Source organism: Rhizobium cauense, assembly GCF_019511525.1.
Taxonomy (GTDB): domain Bacteria; phylum Pseudomonadota; class Alphaproteobacteria; order Rhizobiales; family Rhizobiaceae; genus Rhizobium; species Rhizobium cauense.
Window position 1 is genome coordinate 310,037 of sequence record NZ_JAEUAT010000008.1, and the last position, 13,914, is coordinate 323,950.

The 13,914-nt window shown below is 60.3% G+C and carries 14 protein-coding genes; 9 read left to right on the plus strand and 5 right to left on the minus strand.

Annotated elements, in window-relative coordinates:
- Window positions 1-77 precede the first annotated feature (77 nt).
- The 3 genes from JNB88_RS17625 (at window position 78) to JNB88_RS17635 (ending at window position 3,557) form a co-directional block, all read left to right on the plus strand.
- Window positions 78-1,463 carry an aldehyde dehydrogenase family protein gene (locus JNB88_RS17625; protein WP_220356554.1) on the plus strand — a complete coding sequence of 462 codons (1,386 nt, stop codon included), beginning with the start codon at window positions 78-80 and terminating at the stop codon, window positions 1,461-1,463.
- Window positions 1,460-2,611, plus strand: coding sequence for an iron-containing alcohol dehydrogenase (locus tag JNB88_RS17630; RefSeq protein ID WP_220356555.1), 1,152 nt, complete (start codon window positions 1,460-1,462; stop codon window positions 2,609-2,611). Before JNB88_RS17625 ends, JNB88_RS17630 begins: the two co-directional genes overlap by 4 nt.
- A gap of 232 nt (window positions 2,612-2,843) precedes the next feature.
- Window positions 2,844-3,557 carry a ParA family protein gene (locus tag JNB88_RS17635; RefSeq protein ID WP_220356556.1) on the plus strand — a complete coding sequence of 238 codons (714 nt, stop codon included), beginning with the start codon at window positions 2,844-2,846 and terminating at the stop codon, window positions 3,555-3,557.
- Between the two features lie 69 nt (window positions 3,558-3,626).
- Here the strand turns inward: JNB88_RS17635 and JNB88_RS17640 are convergent, their stop codons facing one another.
- Complete coding sequence (locus JNB88_RS17640; protein WP_220356557.1) at window positions 3,627-4,979, minus strand: L,D-transpeptidase family protein; 1,353 nt, start codon at window positions 4,977-4,979, stop codon at window positions 3,627-3,629.
- A gap of 231 nt (window positions 4,980-5,210) precedes the next feature.
- Between JNB88_RS17640 and JNB88_RS17645 the strand changes: the two genes are divergently transcribed.
- From JNB88_RS17645 to JNB88_RS17655, 3 genes are all read left to right on the plus strand, one after another.
- On the plus strand, window positions 5,211-6,050 hold the full coding sequence (locus JNB88_RS17645) for a DUF4432 family protein (protein WP_220356558.1): 840 nt from the start codon (window positions 5,211-5,213) through the stop codon (window positions 6,048-6,050).
- Between the two features lie 69 nt (window positions 6,051-6,119).
- Window positions 6,120-6,458, plus strand: a complete 339-nt coding sequence (locus JNB88_RS17650) for a protein tyrosine phosphatase family protein (RefSeq protein ID WP_220356559.1) — start codon at window positions 6,120-6,122, stop codon at window positions 6,456-6,458.
- 73 nt (window positions 6,459-6,531) lie between these two features.
- On the plus strand, window positions 6,532-6,876 hold the full coding sequence (locus JNB88_RS17655) for a RidA family protein (RefSeq protein ID WP_007802370.1): 345 nt from the start codon (window positions 6,532-6,534) through the stop codon (window positions 6,874-6,876).
- Between the two features lie 19 nt (window positions 6,877-6,895).
- Here JNB88_RS17655 and JNB88_RS17660 read toward each other — a convergent pair whose 3' ends face one another.
- From JNB88_RS17660 to JNB88_RS17675, 4 genes are read right to left on the minus strand one after another with little or no spacing between them, the layout of a single operon-like run.
- The gene (locus JNB88_RS17660) at window positions 6,896-8,575 is read right to left on the minus strand and encodes a thiamine pyrophosphate-binding protein (RefSeq protein ID WP_220356560.1); all 1,680 of its coding nucleotides are present in this window, start codon (window positions 8,573-8,575) and stop codon (window positions 6,896-6,898) included.
- Complete coding sequence (gene caiB, locus JNB88_RS17665) at window positions 8,572-9,774, minus strand: succinate--glutarate CoA-transferase (protein WP_220356561.1); 1,203 nt, start codon at window positions 9,772-9,774, stop codon at window positions 8,572-8,574. The genes JNB88_RS17660 and caiB overlap by 4 nt, the downstream gene beginning before the upstream one ends.
- An 18-nt stretch (window positions 9,775-9,792) precedes the next feature.
- A complete protein-coding gene (locus tag JNB88_RS17670) occupies window positions 9,793-10,749 on the minus strand; it encodes a DMT family transporter (RefSeq protein WP_037133083.1) in 957 nt (318 codons plus the stop codon).
- Window positions 10,750-10,765: 16 nt separating this feature from the next.
- Window positions 10,766-11,695 (minus strand): alpha/beta hydrolase, encoded by a 930-nt coding sequence (locus JNB88_RS17675; protein WP_220356562.1) that lies wholly within the window; start codon window positions 11,693-11,695, stop codon window positions 10,766-10,768.
- Between the two features lie 157 nt (window positions 11,696-11,852).
- On the opposite strand from JNB88_RS17675, the gene JNB88_RS17680 reads away from it, so the two are divergent.
- The 3 genes from JNB88_RS17680 (at window position 11,853) to JNB88_RS17690 (ending at window position 13,802) form a co-directional block, all read left to right on the plus strand.
- Window positions 11,853-12,587: a ribonuclease T2 family protein gene (locus JNB88_RS17680; RefSeq protein WP_220356563.1), complete on the plus strand. Its 735-nt coding sequence runs from the start codon at window positions 11,853-11,855 to the stop codon at window positions 12,585-12,587.
- A gap of 76 nt (window positions 12,588-12,663) precedes the next feature.
- Window positions 12,664-13,203, plus strand: a complete 540-nt coding sequence (locus tag JNB88_RS17685) for a hypothetical protein (protein ID WP_220356564.1) — start codon at window positions 12,664-12,666, stop codon at window positions 13,201-13,203.
- On the plus strand, window positions 13,146-13,802 hold the full coding sequence (locus JNB88_RS17690) for a hypothetical protein (RefSeq protein WP_220356565.1): 657 nt from the start codon (window positions 13,146-13,148) through the stop codon (window positions 13,800-13,802). The genes JNB88_RS17685 and JNB88_RS17690 overlap by 58 nt, the downstream gene beginning before the upstream one ends.
- Window positions 13,803-13,914: the final 112 nt, after the last annotated feature.

Consider the following 13,914-nt stretch of genomic DNA (forward strand, 5'->3'; position numbering starts at 1 on the left):
GTCATACGATCTCCATATCTTCTGGGATTGTGCAGGGTGCGGCTGGCTTCGGCTTGCGAAAACATAGGAAGGTGATCATGGGAATGATCCAATGCATTTCACCGATCGACGGATCGGTTTACGCCGAGCGCCCGGCGCTGTCGCTGGACGCCGCGAAGGACGTCGTGGCGCGTGCCCGCAAGGCGCAGAAGTCCTGGGCGAAGCGGCCGCTTGAAGACCGCGTCCAGCTCGTTCTCAAGGGTGTTGCGCGTCTGAACGAGATGTCCGACGTCGTCGTTCCCGAGCTTGCCTGGCAGATGGGGCGGCCGATCCGCTATGGCGGCGAGTACAAGGGGTTCAACGAGCGTTCCAACTACGTTGCGTCGATTGCCGCCGATGCGCTGGCGCCGCTGGTGGTCGAAGAGAGCGACAAGTTCGAGCGCCGTATCGAGCGCGAAGCGCATGGCGTCGTGTTTGTCGTCGCGCCGTGGAACTATCCCTACATGACGGCGATCAACACGATCGCGCCGGCTCTGATGGCGGGCAATACCGTCGTTTTGAAGCATGCGTCGCAGACGTTGCTGGTAGGCGAGCGGCTGGTGCAGGCCTTCGTCGAGGCCGGCGTTCCGGAGGATGTCTTCCAGAATGTGTTCCTCGATCACGAGACGACCTCGGCGCTGATCGCTGCGGGCAGCTTCAACTTTGTGAATTTCACCGGTTCGGTCGAAGGTGGGCGCTCGATGGAGCGTGCGGCGGCTGGCACCTTCACTGGCCTTGGCCTCGAACTTGGCGGCAAGGATCCGGGCTACGTCATGGAAGACGCCGACCTCGACGCGGCCGTTGATACGCTGATGGACGGCGCCACCTACAATTCCGGCCAATGCTGCTGCGGTATCGAGCGCATTTATGTGCATGAGTCACTCTATGACAGCTTCGTAGAGAAGTCGGTCGCCTGGGTGTCAAACTACAAGCTCGGCAATCCGCTCGATCCGGAAACGTCGCTCGGCCCGATGGCGAACAAGCGTTTCGCCAAGGTCGTGCGCGAGCAGATCGCTGATGCAGTGTCCAAGGGTGCAAAGGCTCTGATCGATCCGAAGCTGTTCCCGCAGGATGACGGCGGCGCCTACCTGGCTCCCCAGGTCCTCGTCAATGTCGATCATTCCATGGCCTTCATGCGCGAGGAGACCTTCGGTCCTGCCGTCGGCATCATGAAGGTAAAGAGCGACGACGAGGCAATCGCGCTGATGAACGACAGCCAGTACGGCCTGACGGCATCGCTATGGACGCAGGATGCGGAGCGGGCAGGGCGGCTTGGTCGCGAGATCGAGACCGGCACCGTGTTCATGAACCGCGCAGACTATCTCGATCCGGCGCTCTGCTGGACCGGCGTCAAGGAAACCGGCCGTGGCGGCTCTTTGTCGATCATCGGCTTCCAGAACCTGACGCGTCCGAAATCCTACCATCTGAAGAAAGTCACAGCATGAGCAGCAACATCACAGCCAACTGGAGCTATCCGACCGCTTTCAAGCTCGGCCGGGGCCGCATCAAGGAACTGGCGGACGCCTGCAAGAGCCTCGGCATGAAGAAGCCGCTGCTGATCACCGATCGTGGTCTGGCGTCGATGGCGATCACCCAGACGGCGCTCGACATTCTCGAAGAAGCCGGCCTCGGCCGCGCAATCTTTGCTGACGTCGATCCGAACCCGAACGACAAGAACCTCGACGCCGGCGTCAAGGCTTTCAAGGACGGCGGCCACGATGGCGTCGTCGCCTTCGGCGGCGGTTCCGGCCTCGATCTCGGCAAGTGCGTGGCCTTCATGGCCGGCCAGACGCGGCCTGTGTGGGACTTCGAGGATATCGGTGACTGGTGGACGCGCGCCAGCGTCGAAGGCATCGCGCCGATCGTGGCCGTACCGACGACGGCAGGCACTGGCTCCGAAGTCGGTCGCGCCAGCGTCATCACCAATTCCGAAACGCATGTGAAGAAGATCATCTTCCATCCGAAGTTCCTGCCAGGCGTTGTCATTGCCGATCCGGAATTGACGGTGGGCATGCCGAAGATCATTACCGCCGGAACCGGCATGGATGCCTTCGCGCATTGCCTGGAAGCCTATTCATCGCCCTTCTATCACCCGATGTCAGCAGGCATCGCGCTTGAAGGTATGCGTCTGGTCAAGGAATACCTGCCGCGCGCCTACAAGGAAGGCACGGACCTTGAAGCCCGCGCCAACATGATGTCGGCCGCAGCCATGGGCGCGGTCGCCTTCCAGAAGGGGCTCGGCGCGATCCACGCGTTGTCGCATCCGATCGGCGCTGTCTACAACACCCATCATGGCATGACCAATGCTGTCGTGATGCCTGCCGTACTTCGCTTCAACCGCTCGGCGATCGAGGACAAGATTGCTCGTGCGGCGGCCTATCTCGGTATCGCGGGCGGCTTCGACGGTTTTTACGACTACGTTCTGAAGCTTCGCAGCGAGCTTGGTGTACCCGACAGTCTGTCTGCGATGGGGATCAAGCCCGATCGAATCGATGAACTTTCGGCGATGGCGATTGAAGATCCAAGCGCTGGCGGCAATCCGGTCAAGATGACGCTCGAAAATACCAAGGCGCTCTTTAAGGATTGCTTCTGAAAATAGAGAAGACGGCGGACCTGAACTGGCCCGGAAAGCCTTGGCTTTCCGGGCTTTTTTATTGGTCTGGGTCGAGATTTCGGCCGAGTGCAAGAAATGCTGGCCGCAATTTCAGGGGCCGCGTTTAGAAGTTGTTAACCATGATTAGAAAGGATGCATTAACCGCACGATGCTTCCGGGAGTGCGCGACAGAGCCATACAGAGGCTCACATTTTCCCTTCGAGGACCGACCATGCCAGTCATCACTTTCGCAAACACCAAGGGCGGCGCCGGCAAGACGACAGCCGTTCTTCTCCTCGCCACCGAACTTGCCCAGAAGGGCTATCGAGTGACGATCCTCGACGCCGATCCACAGCACTGGATCACACGCTGGCACGAGGTGTCCGGGCATGTGGCGAATATCTCGGTCATCGACTTCGTCACGTCGGCGTCCTTGCCGCTGCATATTTCGGAAAACAAGCACAACACGGACTACTTCATCATCGACCTTCCGGGTGCGCGCAATCCGCTGCTGGCGACCGCAATAGGCCTCTCCGACCATGTGCTGATCCCGATCCAGGGGTGCGCTATGGACGCGCGCGGCGGAGCACAGGTCCTCGAACTGCTCCAGTACCTCGACGAAAAGGCGGGTATCCGTATCGGCCACTCGGTCGTGCTGACGCGTGTCAACTCGATGGTGACGACGAGGGCACTCGCGATCGTCAAGTCGCTGCTGAGCGAGCGTCAGGTGCCGGTTCTCGATACCGCCATCATCGAGCGCTCGGCTTTCCGCGATCTCTTTGACTGTGGTGGCACGCTGCACTCCCTCGATCCAAACCGCGTCAGCAACCTCGACAAAGCGCGCGAGAACGCTCGCTGTTTCGCTGAAGAAATCATGGCGAAAATGCCGGTCAAGCTGCCGGAGCCCGCGCGAAGCACCGGCCCCCTTATCCGCTCGGCTGCTTAGGCAAAACAATAATCGACAAAAGAAAAATGCGCCCCCAGAGGCGCATTTTTTGTTGGAGCTGACCGGAAATCAGTCGACGAATTCGACCGTCACGCCGGGCTTGACCATCTTCGCTAACTCGGTGGCGTCCCAGTTCGTCAGGCGGATGCAGCCATGGCTCTGGGTGCGGCCGATCTTCGATGGCTCCGGCGTTCCGTGAATGCCGTAGGTCGGCTTGGAGAGTGCCATCCAAACGGTTCCGACCGGGCCGTTCGGACCTGGCGGGATGTTCAGGATCTTGTCGTTGGCGCCCTGCTGGAAGTTGATCTTCGGATTGTAGGTGTAGCCCGGATTAAAGGCAACACGCTCGACGGTCACCGTCCCGGATGGCGAAGGGGTGTCGGTGGAGCCGATCGAGGCAGGGTAGGCGGCAATCAGGTTACCGGCATTGTCATAGGCGAAAACCTGCTTGCGACCCTTGTCGGCAACAATGCGCGCGACCGATCCGCTTTTCACGTCACCAGGATTGACGACCTTTATGATCGTGCCGGGCACGGTGAAATCAACGCCCGGGTTGATTTCCTTCAGGAAGCCTTCGTCCATGTGAAAGCGCTCGGCGAGCGCCTCCGTCGTCGAGGTATAGCTGAGCGAGGACATCGCAGCCTTGTGCGCATAATCCTCGGGGATCTCGGCGACATACGGGCCGGCGGCATCCGCGGGCGTAATCGTGTAGCTAACGAGCGGCAGGCCGCCGGTCATGCGCAACTGCTCGAGTATTGCATCAGTGTTGTTTGGATCGAGCGTTTCGCCCGTCATCTGCTGGTAGGCGTAGATCGCCTTGGTGACATTTGCGCCCATGTGGCCATCAATCGCACCGGGGGAAACACCGGCGCGGTCCAGGAAAACCTGCAGGGCGACGATCTCGGACTTCGACTTGTTCTTGAGCGTGATCACCGGCTCCTGAGGCGGCTTCGGCTGCATCACATCGGGTGCTTGCGGATTGGGCTCAATGGACGCGTAGTCGTCGCTTTGCGGATAGGGCTGGTCGTCGAGCGGCTGGCGGTCGATCTGACCGTCGCGTGGGATCGAGCCGGTCACGGCACCCCGTTCAGAGTAACGAGTATCGCCGTAGGGATCATCGCCATAATAGGGATCGCCGTTGTACGCGTCGCGAACAGGCGGACGCGGGTAGTAGCCGCTGGCACGCATCTCGGTTGCGATTACGTTGCCGTATGGGTCAACGAGCACGCGGTTGCCACGTCGATCGCGTGCGTAGGCGGCGCCCGACGGGACATAGTCGAGGATGTCGCCGTTCGGTGCTACGAAGATGATGTCGCGCTGGCGGCCATTATAGAATTGCTGCGCATCGGCAGAGGGCGCAACTGCAGCAAAGGCGAGCAGGGCGACTGCGGCGGACAATCCCGATATTGCAAAGCGATTCACGTCTTCATACCCTTCAGTGACTTGGCCGACACACACCTGCGAATTTTGACGCTAGTGTGGAATTTATGAGATCGTGCTGAACAAAAGATAAAAATCCCGTGATTTCTCGTTTAGTCATAAACATTTGGGGCGACCGATCGGTTCCACGCCGGTTCAGCGAACCGTCGTGATTGACGAAATCCGTTCCGACACCTAACGGTGCTGAGGCCGCTACCGGGAGGACGTTGGACGATGATTGAATTCGCTGCTGCGACAGGGCCGAAACTGATGCTTGATGAAACGTCGCTGATGGATGTCGGCGCATGTATCGTCAACGGCGTCGATATCGCCCCGAAAGAAGCGGTGCCCGATGATGGCGATGCGCGCATCTCGCACTCGGTGCAAGGCTTCCTCTTTACCTGCGGACCGGACCATATCAGGCACCGCGAGTCGATCCAGGGGCGGGCCGACGGAAAGGTCTATCCTTTGCACGGGTCCGGACCCGGGCATGCAGCCAGGGTTCTCTGGACGAAATTCGAGAACGGAAATGCCGAGTGCCGGGCGGATATCGACATCACAACGGTTGAGGGCTTGCCAGCTCGCATTGAGCGCCACTGGTTCATTGACGGGCGGACAGGCGAGGCCAATCTCAGGGACAAGGTCGTCAACACCAGCGACGAGATCGTCCCGACCTTCCTCATGTACCACATGAATATCGGCGGTAAGTGGTTCGATGCAGGCACGCGCCTCGAAGGCAAGATGCTCGACGGCGGTGGCTTCCCTTGGAACTTCGGTGAGGAGCCAGGGGGCATCTTCTGCGTGGAGGCGCCGGCGACCGAAGGCAGCTTTGCCGAGGTTCGTCTCGGCCCGATTGCCGCGACCGGTGGCAAGGTCCTTAGGGTGCGCGTCCTTGCAGAGACGCTGCCGCACCTGCAGGTCTGGCGCAATCAGAAGGCGCCTGCCGACGTGCTTGGCATAGAGCCGGTATCGCATCGCTGGGTGTCTCGTTCGGAGCTGGAAGCGTCGGGTGAGTTCGTCATGCTGAAGCCAGGAGAGAGCCGAAATTATGCGCTCAGCTTCGCTTTTGTTTGAGTGATCTGCGGTTGACGCTGGGCATGGGGCGGCGTAGTCATTCAGCCCACGATTTCAGGAGGATTAGCGATGGACATTCGCCAGATTGACGATGAATACTCGGTTTCCGGACAGATCTCTGTCGAGGATCTCGATCAGGTCAAGGCCATGGGCTTCAAATCCATCGTTTGCCATCGCCCGGATAATGAGAGCCCTGACCAGACGCCGTACACGCTGATCGAAGCGCGCGCAAAGGAACTCGGCCTCGATATCGCGCACGTGCCGGTCGGCGCGATGGGCGTTACCGAAGAGGCTGTCGCCGGCATGGTCGATGCGCTCGACGAGTTCCCGCGCCCGATGCTCGGCTATTGCCGCTCCGGCGCCCGTTCGACGGCAATCTACCAGAAGACGCATCACATTCGCGCCTAGTGCCAGTCAGCAGACCAAGTCCGGCGCCGCGTTGTTTCAGCGGCGTCTTTCGTTTCGCAAACAGGAGAACATCATGAGCATCAAGCGTATCGACGCCGGCGCCCGCATGAGCGGTGCAGTCGTCCACGGCAACACCGTCTACCTGGCTGGCCAGGTCGGCGAGGGCGAGAGCGTCACCGAACAGTGCAAGTCGGCACTGGCCGAAGTCGACCGCCTGCTCGCTGCAGCCGGCTCGAACAAGTCGAAGATCCTGCAGACGCTGATCTACCTCTCCGACATGTCCTACTTCGCAGAAATGAACGCTGCCTGGGAAGCCTGGGTCGACCCGGCCAACACGCCGGCTCGCGCGACCAGCGAAGCCAAGCTCGCTGCGCCGAAGTACAAGGTCGAGTTCACGGTTACGGCCGCCCTCGACTAAGTCGACCGCATCGAAATATCTAAGGCCGGTGAGTTTCGCTCACCGGCTTTTTTGTTTGCGCGATTTCGGACAGCGTGCGCGTTGGCGTAATTGCTTCGGGGTCAAGCTTTACCTCGATGATCGAGGGCTTGCCGCTCGCCCGTGCGCGCATGAAGGCGGGCGCGAAGCTTTCCGTCGTTTCCACCGTTTCCCCATGACCGCCATAAGCGCGTGCAAGCGCGGCAAAATCCGGGTTGGTCAAATCAGTTCCGCTGACACGGCCGGGATACTCGCGCTCCTGATGCATGCGGATGGTGCCGTATATGCCGTTGTTGATGACGATGGCGATGATTGGCAGTTCATAGCGAACGGCGGTCGCAAATTCCTGCCCGTGCATCAGAAAGCAGCCGTCTCCGGCGAAACAGATCACTTCGCGTTCGGGAAAGAGCCGCTTGGCGGCGACGGCGGCCGGGAGACCGTAGCCCATCGATCCCGAGGTGGGCGCTGCCTGGGTGTTGAACTGACGGAACCGATGGAAGCGATGCAGCCAGGTGGCATAGTTGCCTGCGCCGTTGGTGAAGATTGCATCCGGGCGCGTGTTTTCCTCGATCCACTCCATGATCGGTCCCATGTGGACCGGACCTGGACCGCTACGAGGTGGCGTGGACCACGCAAGGTAGGCCTGGTGCATCCGCTCGGTGCGCTCCGACCATCGGAGCTCGCTGGGCGCTTCGAGATCGGCAAGAGCCGCAACGAACTCACTCGGGCTTGCGCAAATCGCGAGGTCGGGACGATAGACCCGGCCAAGCTCTGAAGGATCGGGATGGATGTGGACCAGTGATTGCTGCGGGTAGGGGATGTCGATCAGCGTATAGCCGGAGGAGGGCATCTCCGACATCCGTCCGCCGAGCAGGATCAGCAGGTCGCTCTCCTTGATTTCTTTCGCCAGTGCGGGATTGATGCCGATGCCGACATCACCGGCGTAGTTCGGGTGTAAGTGATCGAACAGCATCTGCCGACGGAACGAGCATCCGACGGGCAGAGCGAAGCGCTCCGAGAATGCTTTCAGGTCGGCTACGGCATCTGCATCCCAGCGCGTGCCGCCGACGATGACCATCGGCCGCTCCGCCTTCAGCAGTCGCAGGTAAAGGTCGTCAATTTGTCGGCGACCGGGATGGGCTTCGACGCGCGAACAACGTTTGGCGCGGGGCGCCTCCACCTCATCGCGAAGCATATCTTCAGGCAGTGACAAGACGACCGGGCCGGGCCGACCTGATGTGGCGATGGCAAATGCACGGGTGACGAACTCGGGAATGCGGGCAGCGTCGTCGATCTCGCCGACCCATTTGCTGAACTCGGTCAGGGCGCGACGAAATTCGACCTCCTGAAAGGCCTCACGCTCCCTTGCGTCGCGCTGGACCTGCCCGATGAAGAGGACCATCGGAATGGAATCCTGCCTAGCGATGTGCAGCCCTGCGGTGGCGTTCGTGGCGCCCGGGCCGCGCGTGACCATGCAGATGCCGGGCTCCCCGGTGAGCCGGCCCCAGGTATCGGCCATCATGGCAGCGCCGCCTTCCTGGCGGCAGACCACGACGTCGATGTCGCTGTCATAAAGCGCATCGAGAACGGCAAGGAAACTCTCGCCGGGCACACAGGAGAGGCGTTTCACCCCATTCGCTTTCAAGGCCTCGACGATCAGTTCCCCGCCGGTTTTCTTCATGTCGGTCTTTTCCCCTCCAGTTCCGCGAGCTCCGCCAGAACCTCCTCCTGATGCTCTCCCAGCCTCGGGCTTGGCCGCTCGTAACGCAAGGGCGTTTGTGACAGCACGACGGGCGTCCTCACGCCAGGAATGACAGTGCCCTTTGCGTCGGCGAGATCGACTCGCAGCCCACGCGCCTGGATCTGTGGATCCTCGAACATTTCCTCGATGGTGTTGATCGCGCCGGCCGGAACGGCGTTGGCTTCACAGGCCCTCAGCAGGTCGGCCTTCTTCCACTTCAGTGCTTCGGTCGAAACAAGCCTGCGGACCTCGTCGCGGTTTGCCACACGCTCCTTGTTGGTCGAAAAGCGAGGGTCGTCCGCAATGCCCTCGAGGCCGAGTATTGCGCACAGGCGGCGGAATTGGCCGTCGTTGCCGACCGCGAGGATCAGATAGCCATCGGCGGCGGGGACGACTTCGTAGGGCGAAATATTCGGATGCGCGTTTCCAAGCCGTGACGGCGCGCGGCCGGAGGTCAGGTAATTCATGTTCTGGTTGGCAAGCACCGCCGATTGGACGTCAAGCAACGCCATGTCGACCAACTGTCCTTCCCCAGTCCTTTGGGCGTGGATGAGAGCCGCCTCAATGGCAGCAACCGCATAGATGCCCGTAAAGATGTCCGCGATCGCAACCCCTGCTTTCATCGGTTGTCCGTCCGGTTCGCCGGTGATCGACATGAAGCCGGACATGCCCTGAACGATATAATCGTAGCCGGCGAGGGCGGCATAGGGACCGTTCTGCCCGAAGCCGGTGATCGAGCAATAGACGAGCTTCGGGTTGATCTTTTTCAGGCTCTCGTAATCAAGGCCGTACTTCACGAGCCCGCCGAGCTTGAAATTCTCTATGACCACATCAGCCGTGGCGATCAGGCGACGGACCAGCGCCTGATCCTCTTCGCGCTTCAGGTCGGCGGTGATCGAGCGCTTGCCGCGGTTGGCGGCATGGTAGTAGGCAGCGGAGAGGTTTTCGCCGTCGACGCCCTCTACAAAGGGCGGCCCCCAGTGCCGGGTGTCATCGCCTCCGTCCGGGTTTTCGACCTTTATGACGTCGGCGCCAAGATCGGCGAGCATCTGGCCCGCCCATGGACCTGCAAGCACGCGTGCGAGCTCGATGACGCGTATGCCGGACAGCGGCGGTTTCTTGGGCTGATGGTCCGTCATGTTCCTCCCGGGAGCAGGTCAGGGCGCCAGTGCCGATTGAGGTGTATCGGATACCGGCTTCGATGCAAAGCGTCGCTCGCGCCAGATGATGTATAGGCCCGACGCGATAATAATGAGGATACCGAGCCATTTGATCGCATCCGGAAAATCACCGAAGACGAGCCAGGCAAAAATGGTCGCCGATACGATCTCGAAGTACTGCAGCGGCGCCAATGTCGAGGCTGGAGCCGCACGGTAGGCATAGACGCCGAAGATACCGGCAATGGCCGCCGTGACGCCGACGCCGAGCAGGTATAGGTAGCCGCGGCTGTCCGGGAGCACCGAGTCAAAGACGTCGGAACCCGTGCCGTTGCCGAAAGCAAGCAGGATCGCGCAGAACAACAGACCCCAGATGCCCATCTGAAACTGCATCGCCCATGGGTCTTCCCGGTGAGAAAGCACACGGGTCATCAGGGCGAAGATGGCAATGCAGAAGGCGCTGACGACGGGCAGGAGCGCCACGTAGCCGACCTCCTGAAAGCTTGGCTGGATGATCAGCATCGCGCCGAAGAAGCCGACGCCGCAGGCAGTGTAGCGGCGCCAGCCGATCGTTTCCTTGAGGAAGATGCTGCTCAGGATCGTCAAGATGATCGGCTCGACGAAGAAGATCGCGATAGCGTCGGCAACCGGCATGTACTTCAGCGTCGTGACAAAGGAGACCATCGAAATGGTGATGATGGCACCACGGATGGCATGAAAGATGTTGGCGCGCCAGGAAAAGCCTTTCCAGCTTCCGCGCCAGATAACGATCGGCAACATGCAGAGTGCCTGCACGACAAAGCGGGCGGCCGTGATCTCTGCCGCAGGAATTGTAGCGATCGCGAGCTTGGAGAAGATGTCGATGATCGGGGAGACGAGCACCGACAGGAACATCAGCAGAATACCGGTCGACACCTCCGAAGCGGTGACGGGGCGGGAAGAAATACCATTGCTCATCGCGAAATCCTTCAGTTCAGGATCTTGCGATCGCTTCATCGCACCAGTCGGCAAATGATGCGATGGCCACGTCCGCGCCAATTTCATTCAGCGTTTCGTGGCGCATGTCCTGATATATCTGTGTCGTAATACGGGAGAAGCCGTGGGCTTTCAAATGGTTTGCAAGCCAGACCACCGCTTTTCCGCCATCTGTCGCCGGATCCTGTCCGCCACCAACAAGATGGATCGGTGTCTGCTTCGGCAGACGGTCCAGATGCGGCGTTTGTGGTGCGCGAAACGTCAACTCGAAGATATCGAGCCAGAGCGACACCGAGGCATCGAAGCCACAAAGCGGGTCAGCAATGTACCTATCGACTTCAGCTGGATCGCGGCTGAGCCAGTCAAACTCCGTCCGGCGGCCGATGATTGATCTTCCCCAGGTGCCGAAGGTGAGCTTCTGCAGGATGCCGCTCGGAACGTCGGAGCCTTTCAAGGCGCGTTCGGCGAGCAGGATGGCTTGCGCCGCCCGTCCTGATATGCCGGGATTGAAGTTCGAGTTCCAGACGGCGACGGCATGGAACTTTTCCGGATGGGTAACCGCCGCGTTGAGGGCGATCAGGCCCCCCATGGAATGCCCGAACAGAATGATAGGCAGCCCCGGATATCGGTCGGTCGCGTGGTCGCGGACCGCTACCACGTCGTCAATCACCCGCCGGACGCCATCGCGACGGGCAAAGCGGCCGATCGGAGCGTCGGGGGCGGTCGTCTCGCCGTGTCCGCGGTGGTCAAATGCAAACACGTGATAGCCACGAGACGCCATGGCTGTCGCGAAACGCGCGTAGCGCCGGGAGTGCTCAGCCAGTCCATGGGAAACGAGGATGACTCCGCGGGCATTGAAATCAGTTGGTTCATGATGAAGGCCAAGCGAGGCATTCGCCGTCTCAAGGCGTTCGGTTTCTGCAAACATCAAATCCTCCGTCGCCCGGAGAAGAGCAGATCGGCTGTGAAATGCAACATACCGCGATATTTATGCGACAGGATTTTCGTACCCTGTCGGTTGAGGGTTGTGGAAATGACCTCTGCATGATTTTCTGTTCATGAATTGTTCTTTGTGGGAGGTGAGGATGAGCCATCCATTTCTGCGCGCGGCCGTTTCTCTGGCTGCAATCGTCGTTGCCGGCGCTGCCATTGCTCAGGATGAGGGCGGCAGAACGCGCTTCATCCTCGCGGCCAGCTGGCAACCGGCGTTCTGTGAGACAAACCAGCGCAAGCCGGAATGTACCAGCCAGACGGGGGACAGGTTCGACGCGACCAATTTCTCCCTGCACGGGCTCTGGCCCATGCGGAAGGATTATTGCGACGTTGCCGGAACCCTGCGTACTGCGGACAAGGAGGGCGATTGGACAAAGCTGCCGGACTTGGAGCTTTCTGCGGAAACCAAGGCTGCACTCGACAAGGTAATGCCTGGGACACAATCCGGCCTGGACCGGCACGAATGGACCAAGCACGGTACCTGCACCAAGCTGAGCGCCGACGATTATTTCAGCACGTCGGTTCGGTTGATCGACGAGCTGAACGCTTCGGCAGTGCGCGATCTGTTCGCGGCTAACATAGGCAAGACGCTGACGGCGGAAGCGATCAAGGCTGCCTTTGATAAGAGCTTTGGCGCTGGCGCTGGAGATCGGGTCAAGATGAGTTGCCGCCGGGCGGGCGAGGGCCGCGTCATCAGCGAGCTTACAATCGGTCTGTCTGAGGACGCGACATCGAACGATGCAGCCAGTCTTCGCGACCTCATCCACGGCGCGGGACGGACATCATTCGGCTGCGATCAGGGCCTTGTGGATGCCGCAGGGTTCTAGTGGCCGTGCTCAATAGCGGAATATTAATCGCAACCGGCTAGTGTGCGGCCGCAATTATTTGCGGGGCGGGTGCGGAATGGATGTAGCTCTATCGCGGGCCGATTTGACTGTCGTGCGCGGCGGCAAGTCATTCCTCAGCACTTTTCTCACGATCTACATCACAGGACTTGCCATAGTCCTGTTCGATCTTGCCGACGGCGTACTCTTCTTCGGTGATATCGATGATCAGGTGCGCGAGTTGCAGATCCGCTACCTGATGTCGTCCGATGGCCGGTGGTTCGATCTTACGCTGCCGTTCATTTCGATGCCCGAGGCTTATGTTTCTCCCTGGTCGCGATTGATCGATTTGCCTTACGTCGCAATCGCAACCCTGTTTCGGCCGTTCATGTCGGTCGATCAGACGATCTCCTTCTCGTTTCTCGTATGGCCTCCGTTGATGCTTGCCATCTTCTGCTTACTGGGTGCTGCGACGGTAAGACGATTGATGGTCGGCATGCCGATGTCTCGCTTGTCGTCGCTGCTAACATTGACGCTGATGACTGTTCTCATGCGGGGGCCGTGCTCGAATTCGCACCGGGCCGCATCGACCATCACAATGGCCAGTTGGTCGCGATGATGCTTATGGTGACCGGGCTTGTCCGCTGGGATCGGCTGGGCGGGGTGCTCGTGGGGGCGGCTGCCGCGCTCTCCGTCGTCATCGGACTGGAATGCCTTCCGCTGATCGTGGTCGCATTCGCGGGGCTGGTCTTCTGTTACGTTGCCGGGGTGGGGGACGTCCGCGCCATAGTCATTGCCAGCGGCATCGGCATGAGTTCCGTCGCGATTGTTGCCGCGCTAATTTTCATTGGCCCCGGCGGCATCTCCTCGACACAATGCGATGCCTTCTCCGCACCCTATCTATTTCTGCTCATCGGAATGTCCGCGACCTTGTCCTGCGTGGCATGGGTTGTGCCGGATCGTTCATCCATCCTCGCTCGGCTCCTATGGTTGGGTGCTACGAGCGTGTTCGTGCTTGGCTTGGCGGCGTGGTGCTTTCCCCGCTGTATTGCCGGCCCGTACGATATGATCGATCCGCTGTCGCGGGCGGAGTTCTGGCTACTGTCCCTGCGGGTCGAATTGCACTGCCTCAGGGCATTGCGTTGCCCGTGCTGTTTGCAAATGCTCCGAGCCTTTCTGTCGGGGCCGTACCGTTTCACCGCGCATCACCCGGAATGAAGCGCATGTTCGATGCCTTTACTTCCTCCGATCCCGCCGTCCGCCGCGCGGCGTTGGAGCCCTTTGAATATGTCGCTGTATGCCGATTTCCGCTGGCCGCCGATCCCAAACA

Excerpts from the sequence above, each read along its gene's own strand:
- caiB (WP_220356561.1), bottom strand. The coding sequence starts at position 9,774 with ATGACGGACCATCAGCCCAAGAAACCGCCGCTGTCCGGCATACGCGTC.
- JNB88_RS17655 (WP_007802370.1), top strand. The coding sequence starts at position 6,532 with ATGAGCATCAAGCGTATCGACGCCGGCGCCCGCATGAGCGGTGCAGTC.
- JNB88_RS17630 (WP_220356555.1), top strand. The coding sequence starts at position 1,460 with ATGAGCAGCAACATCACAGCCAACTGGAGCTATCCGACCGCTTTCAAG.
- JNB88_RS17660 (WP_220356560.1), bottom strand. The coding sequence starts at position 8,575 with ATGAAGAAAACCGGCGGGGAACTGATCGTCGAGGCCTTGAAAGCGAAT.
- JNB88_RS17670 (WP_037133083.1), bottom strand. The coding sequence starts at position 10,749 with ATGAGCAATGGTATTTCTTCCCGCCCCGTCACCGCTTCGGAGGTGTCG.
- JNB88_RS17650 (WP_220356559.1), top strand. The coding sequence starts at position 6,120 with ATGGACATTCGCCAGATTGACGATGAATACTCGGTTTCCGGACAGATC.
- JNB88_RS17675 (WP_220356562.1), bottom strand. The coding sequence starts at position 11,695 with ATGTTTGCAGAAACCGAACGCCTTGAGACGGCGAATGCCTCGCTTGGC.
- JNB88_RS17645 (WP_220356558.1), top strand. The coding sequence starts at position 5,211 with ATGATTGAATTCGCTGCTGCGACAGGGCCGAAACTGATGCTTGATGAA.
- JNB88_RS17680 (WP_220356563.1), top strand. The coding sequence starts at position 11,853 with ATGAGCCATCCATTTCTGCGCGCGGCCGTTTCTCTGGCTGCAATCGTC.
- JNB88_RS17625 (WP_220356554.1), top strand. The coding sequence starts at position 78 with ATGGGAATGATCCAATGCATTTCACCGATCGACGGATCGGTTTACGCC.
- JNB88_RS17685 (WP_220356564.1), top strand. The coding sequence starts at position 12,664 with ATGGATGTAGCTCTATCGCGGGCCGATTTGACTGTCGTGCGCGGCGGC.
- JNB88_RS17635 (WP_220356556.1), top strand. The coding sequence starts at position 2,844 with ATGCCAGTCATCACTTTCGCAAACACCAAGGGCGGCGCCGGCAAGACG.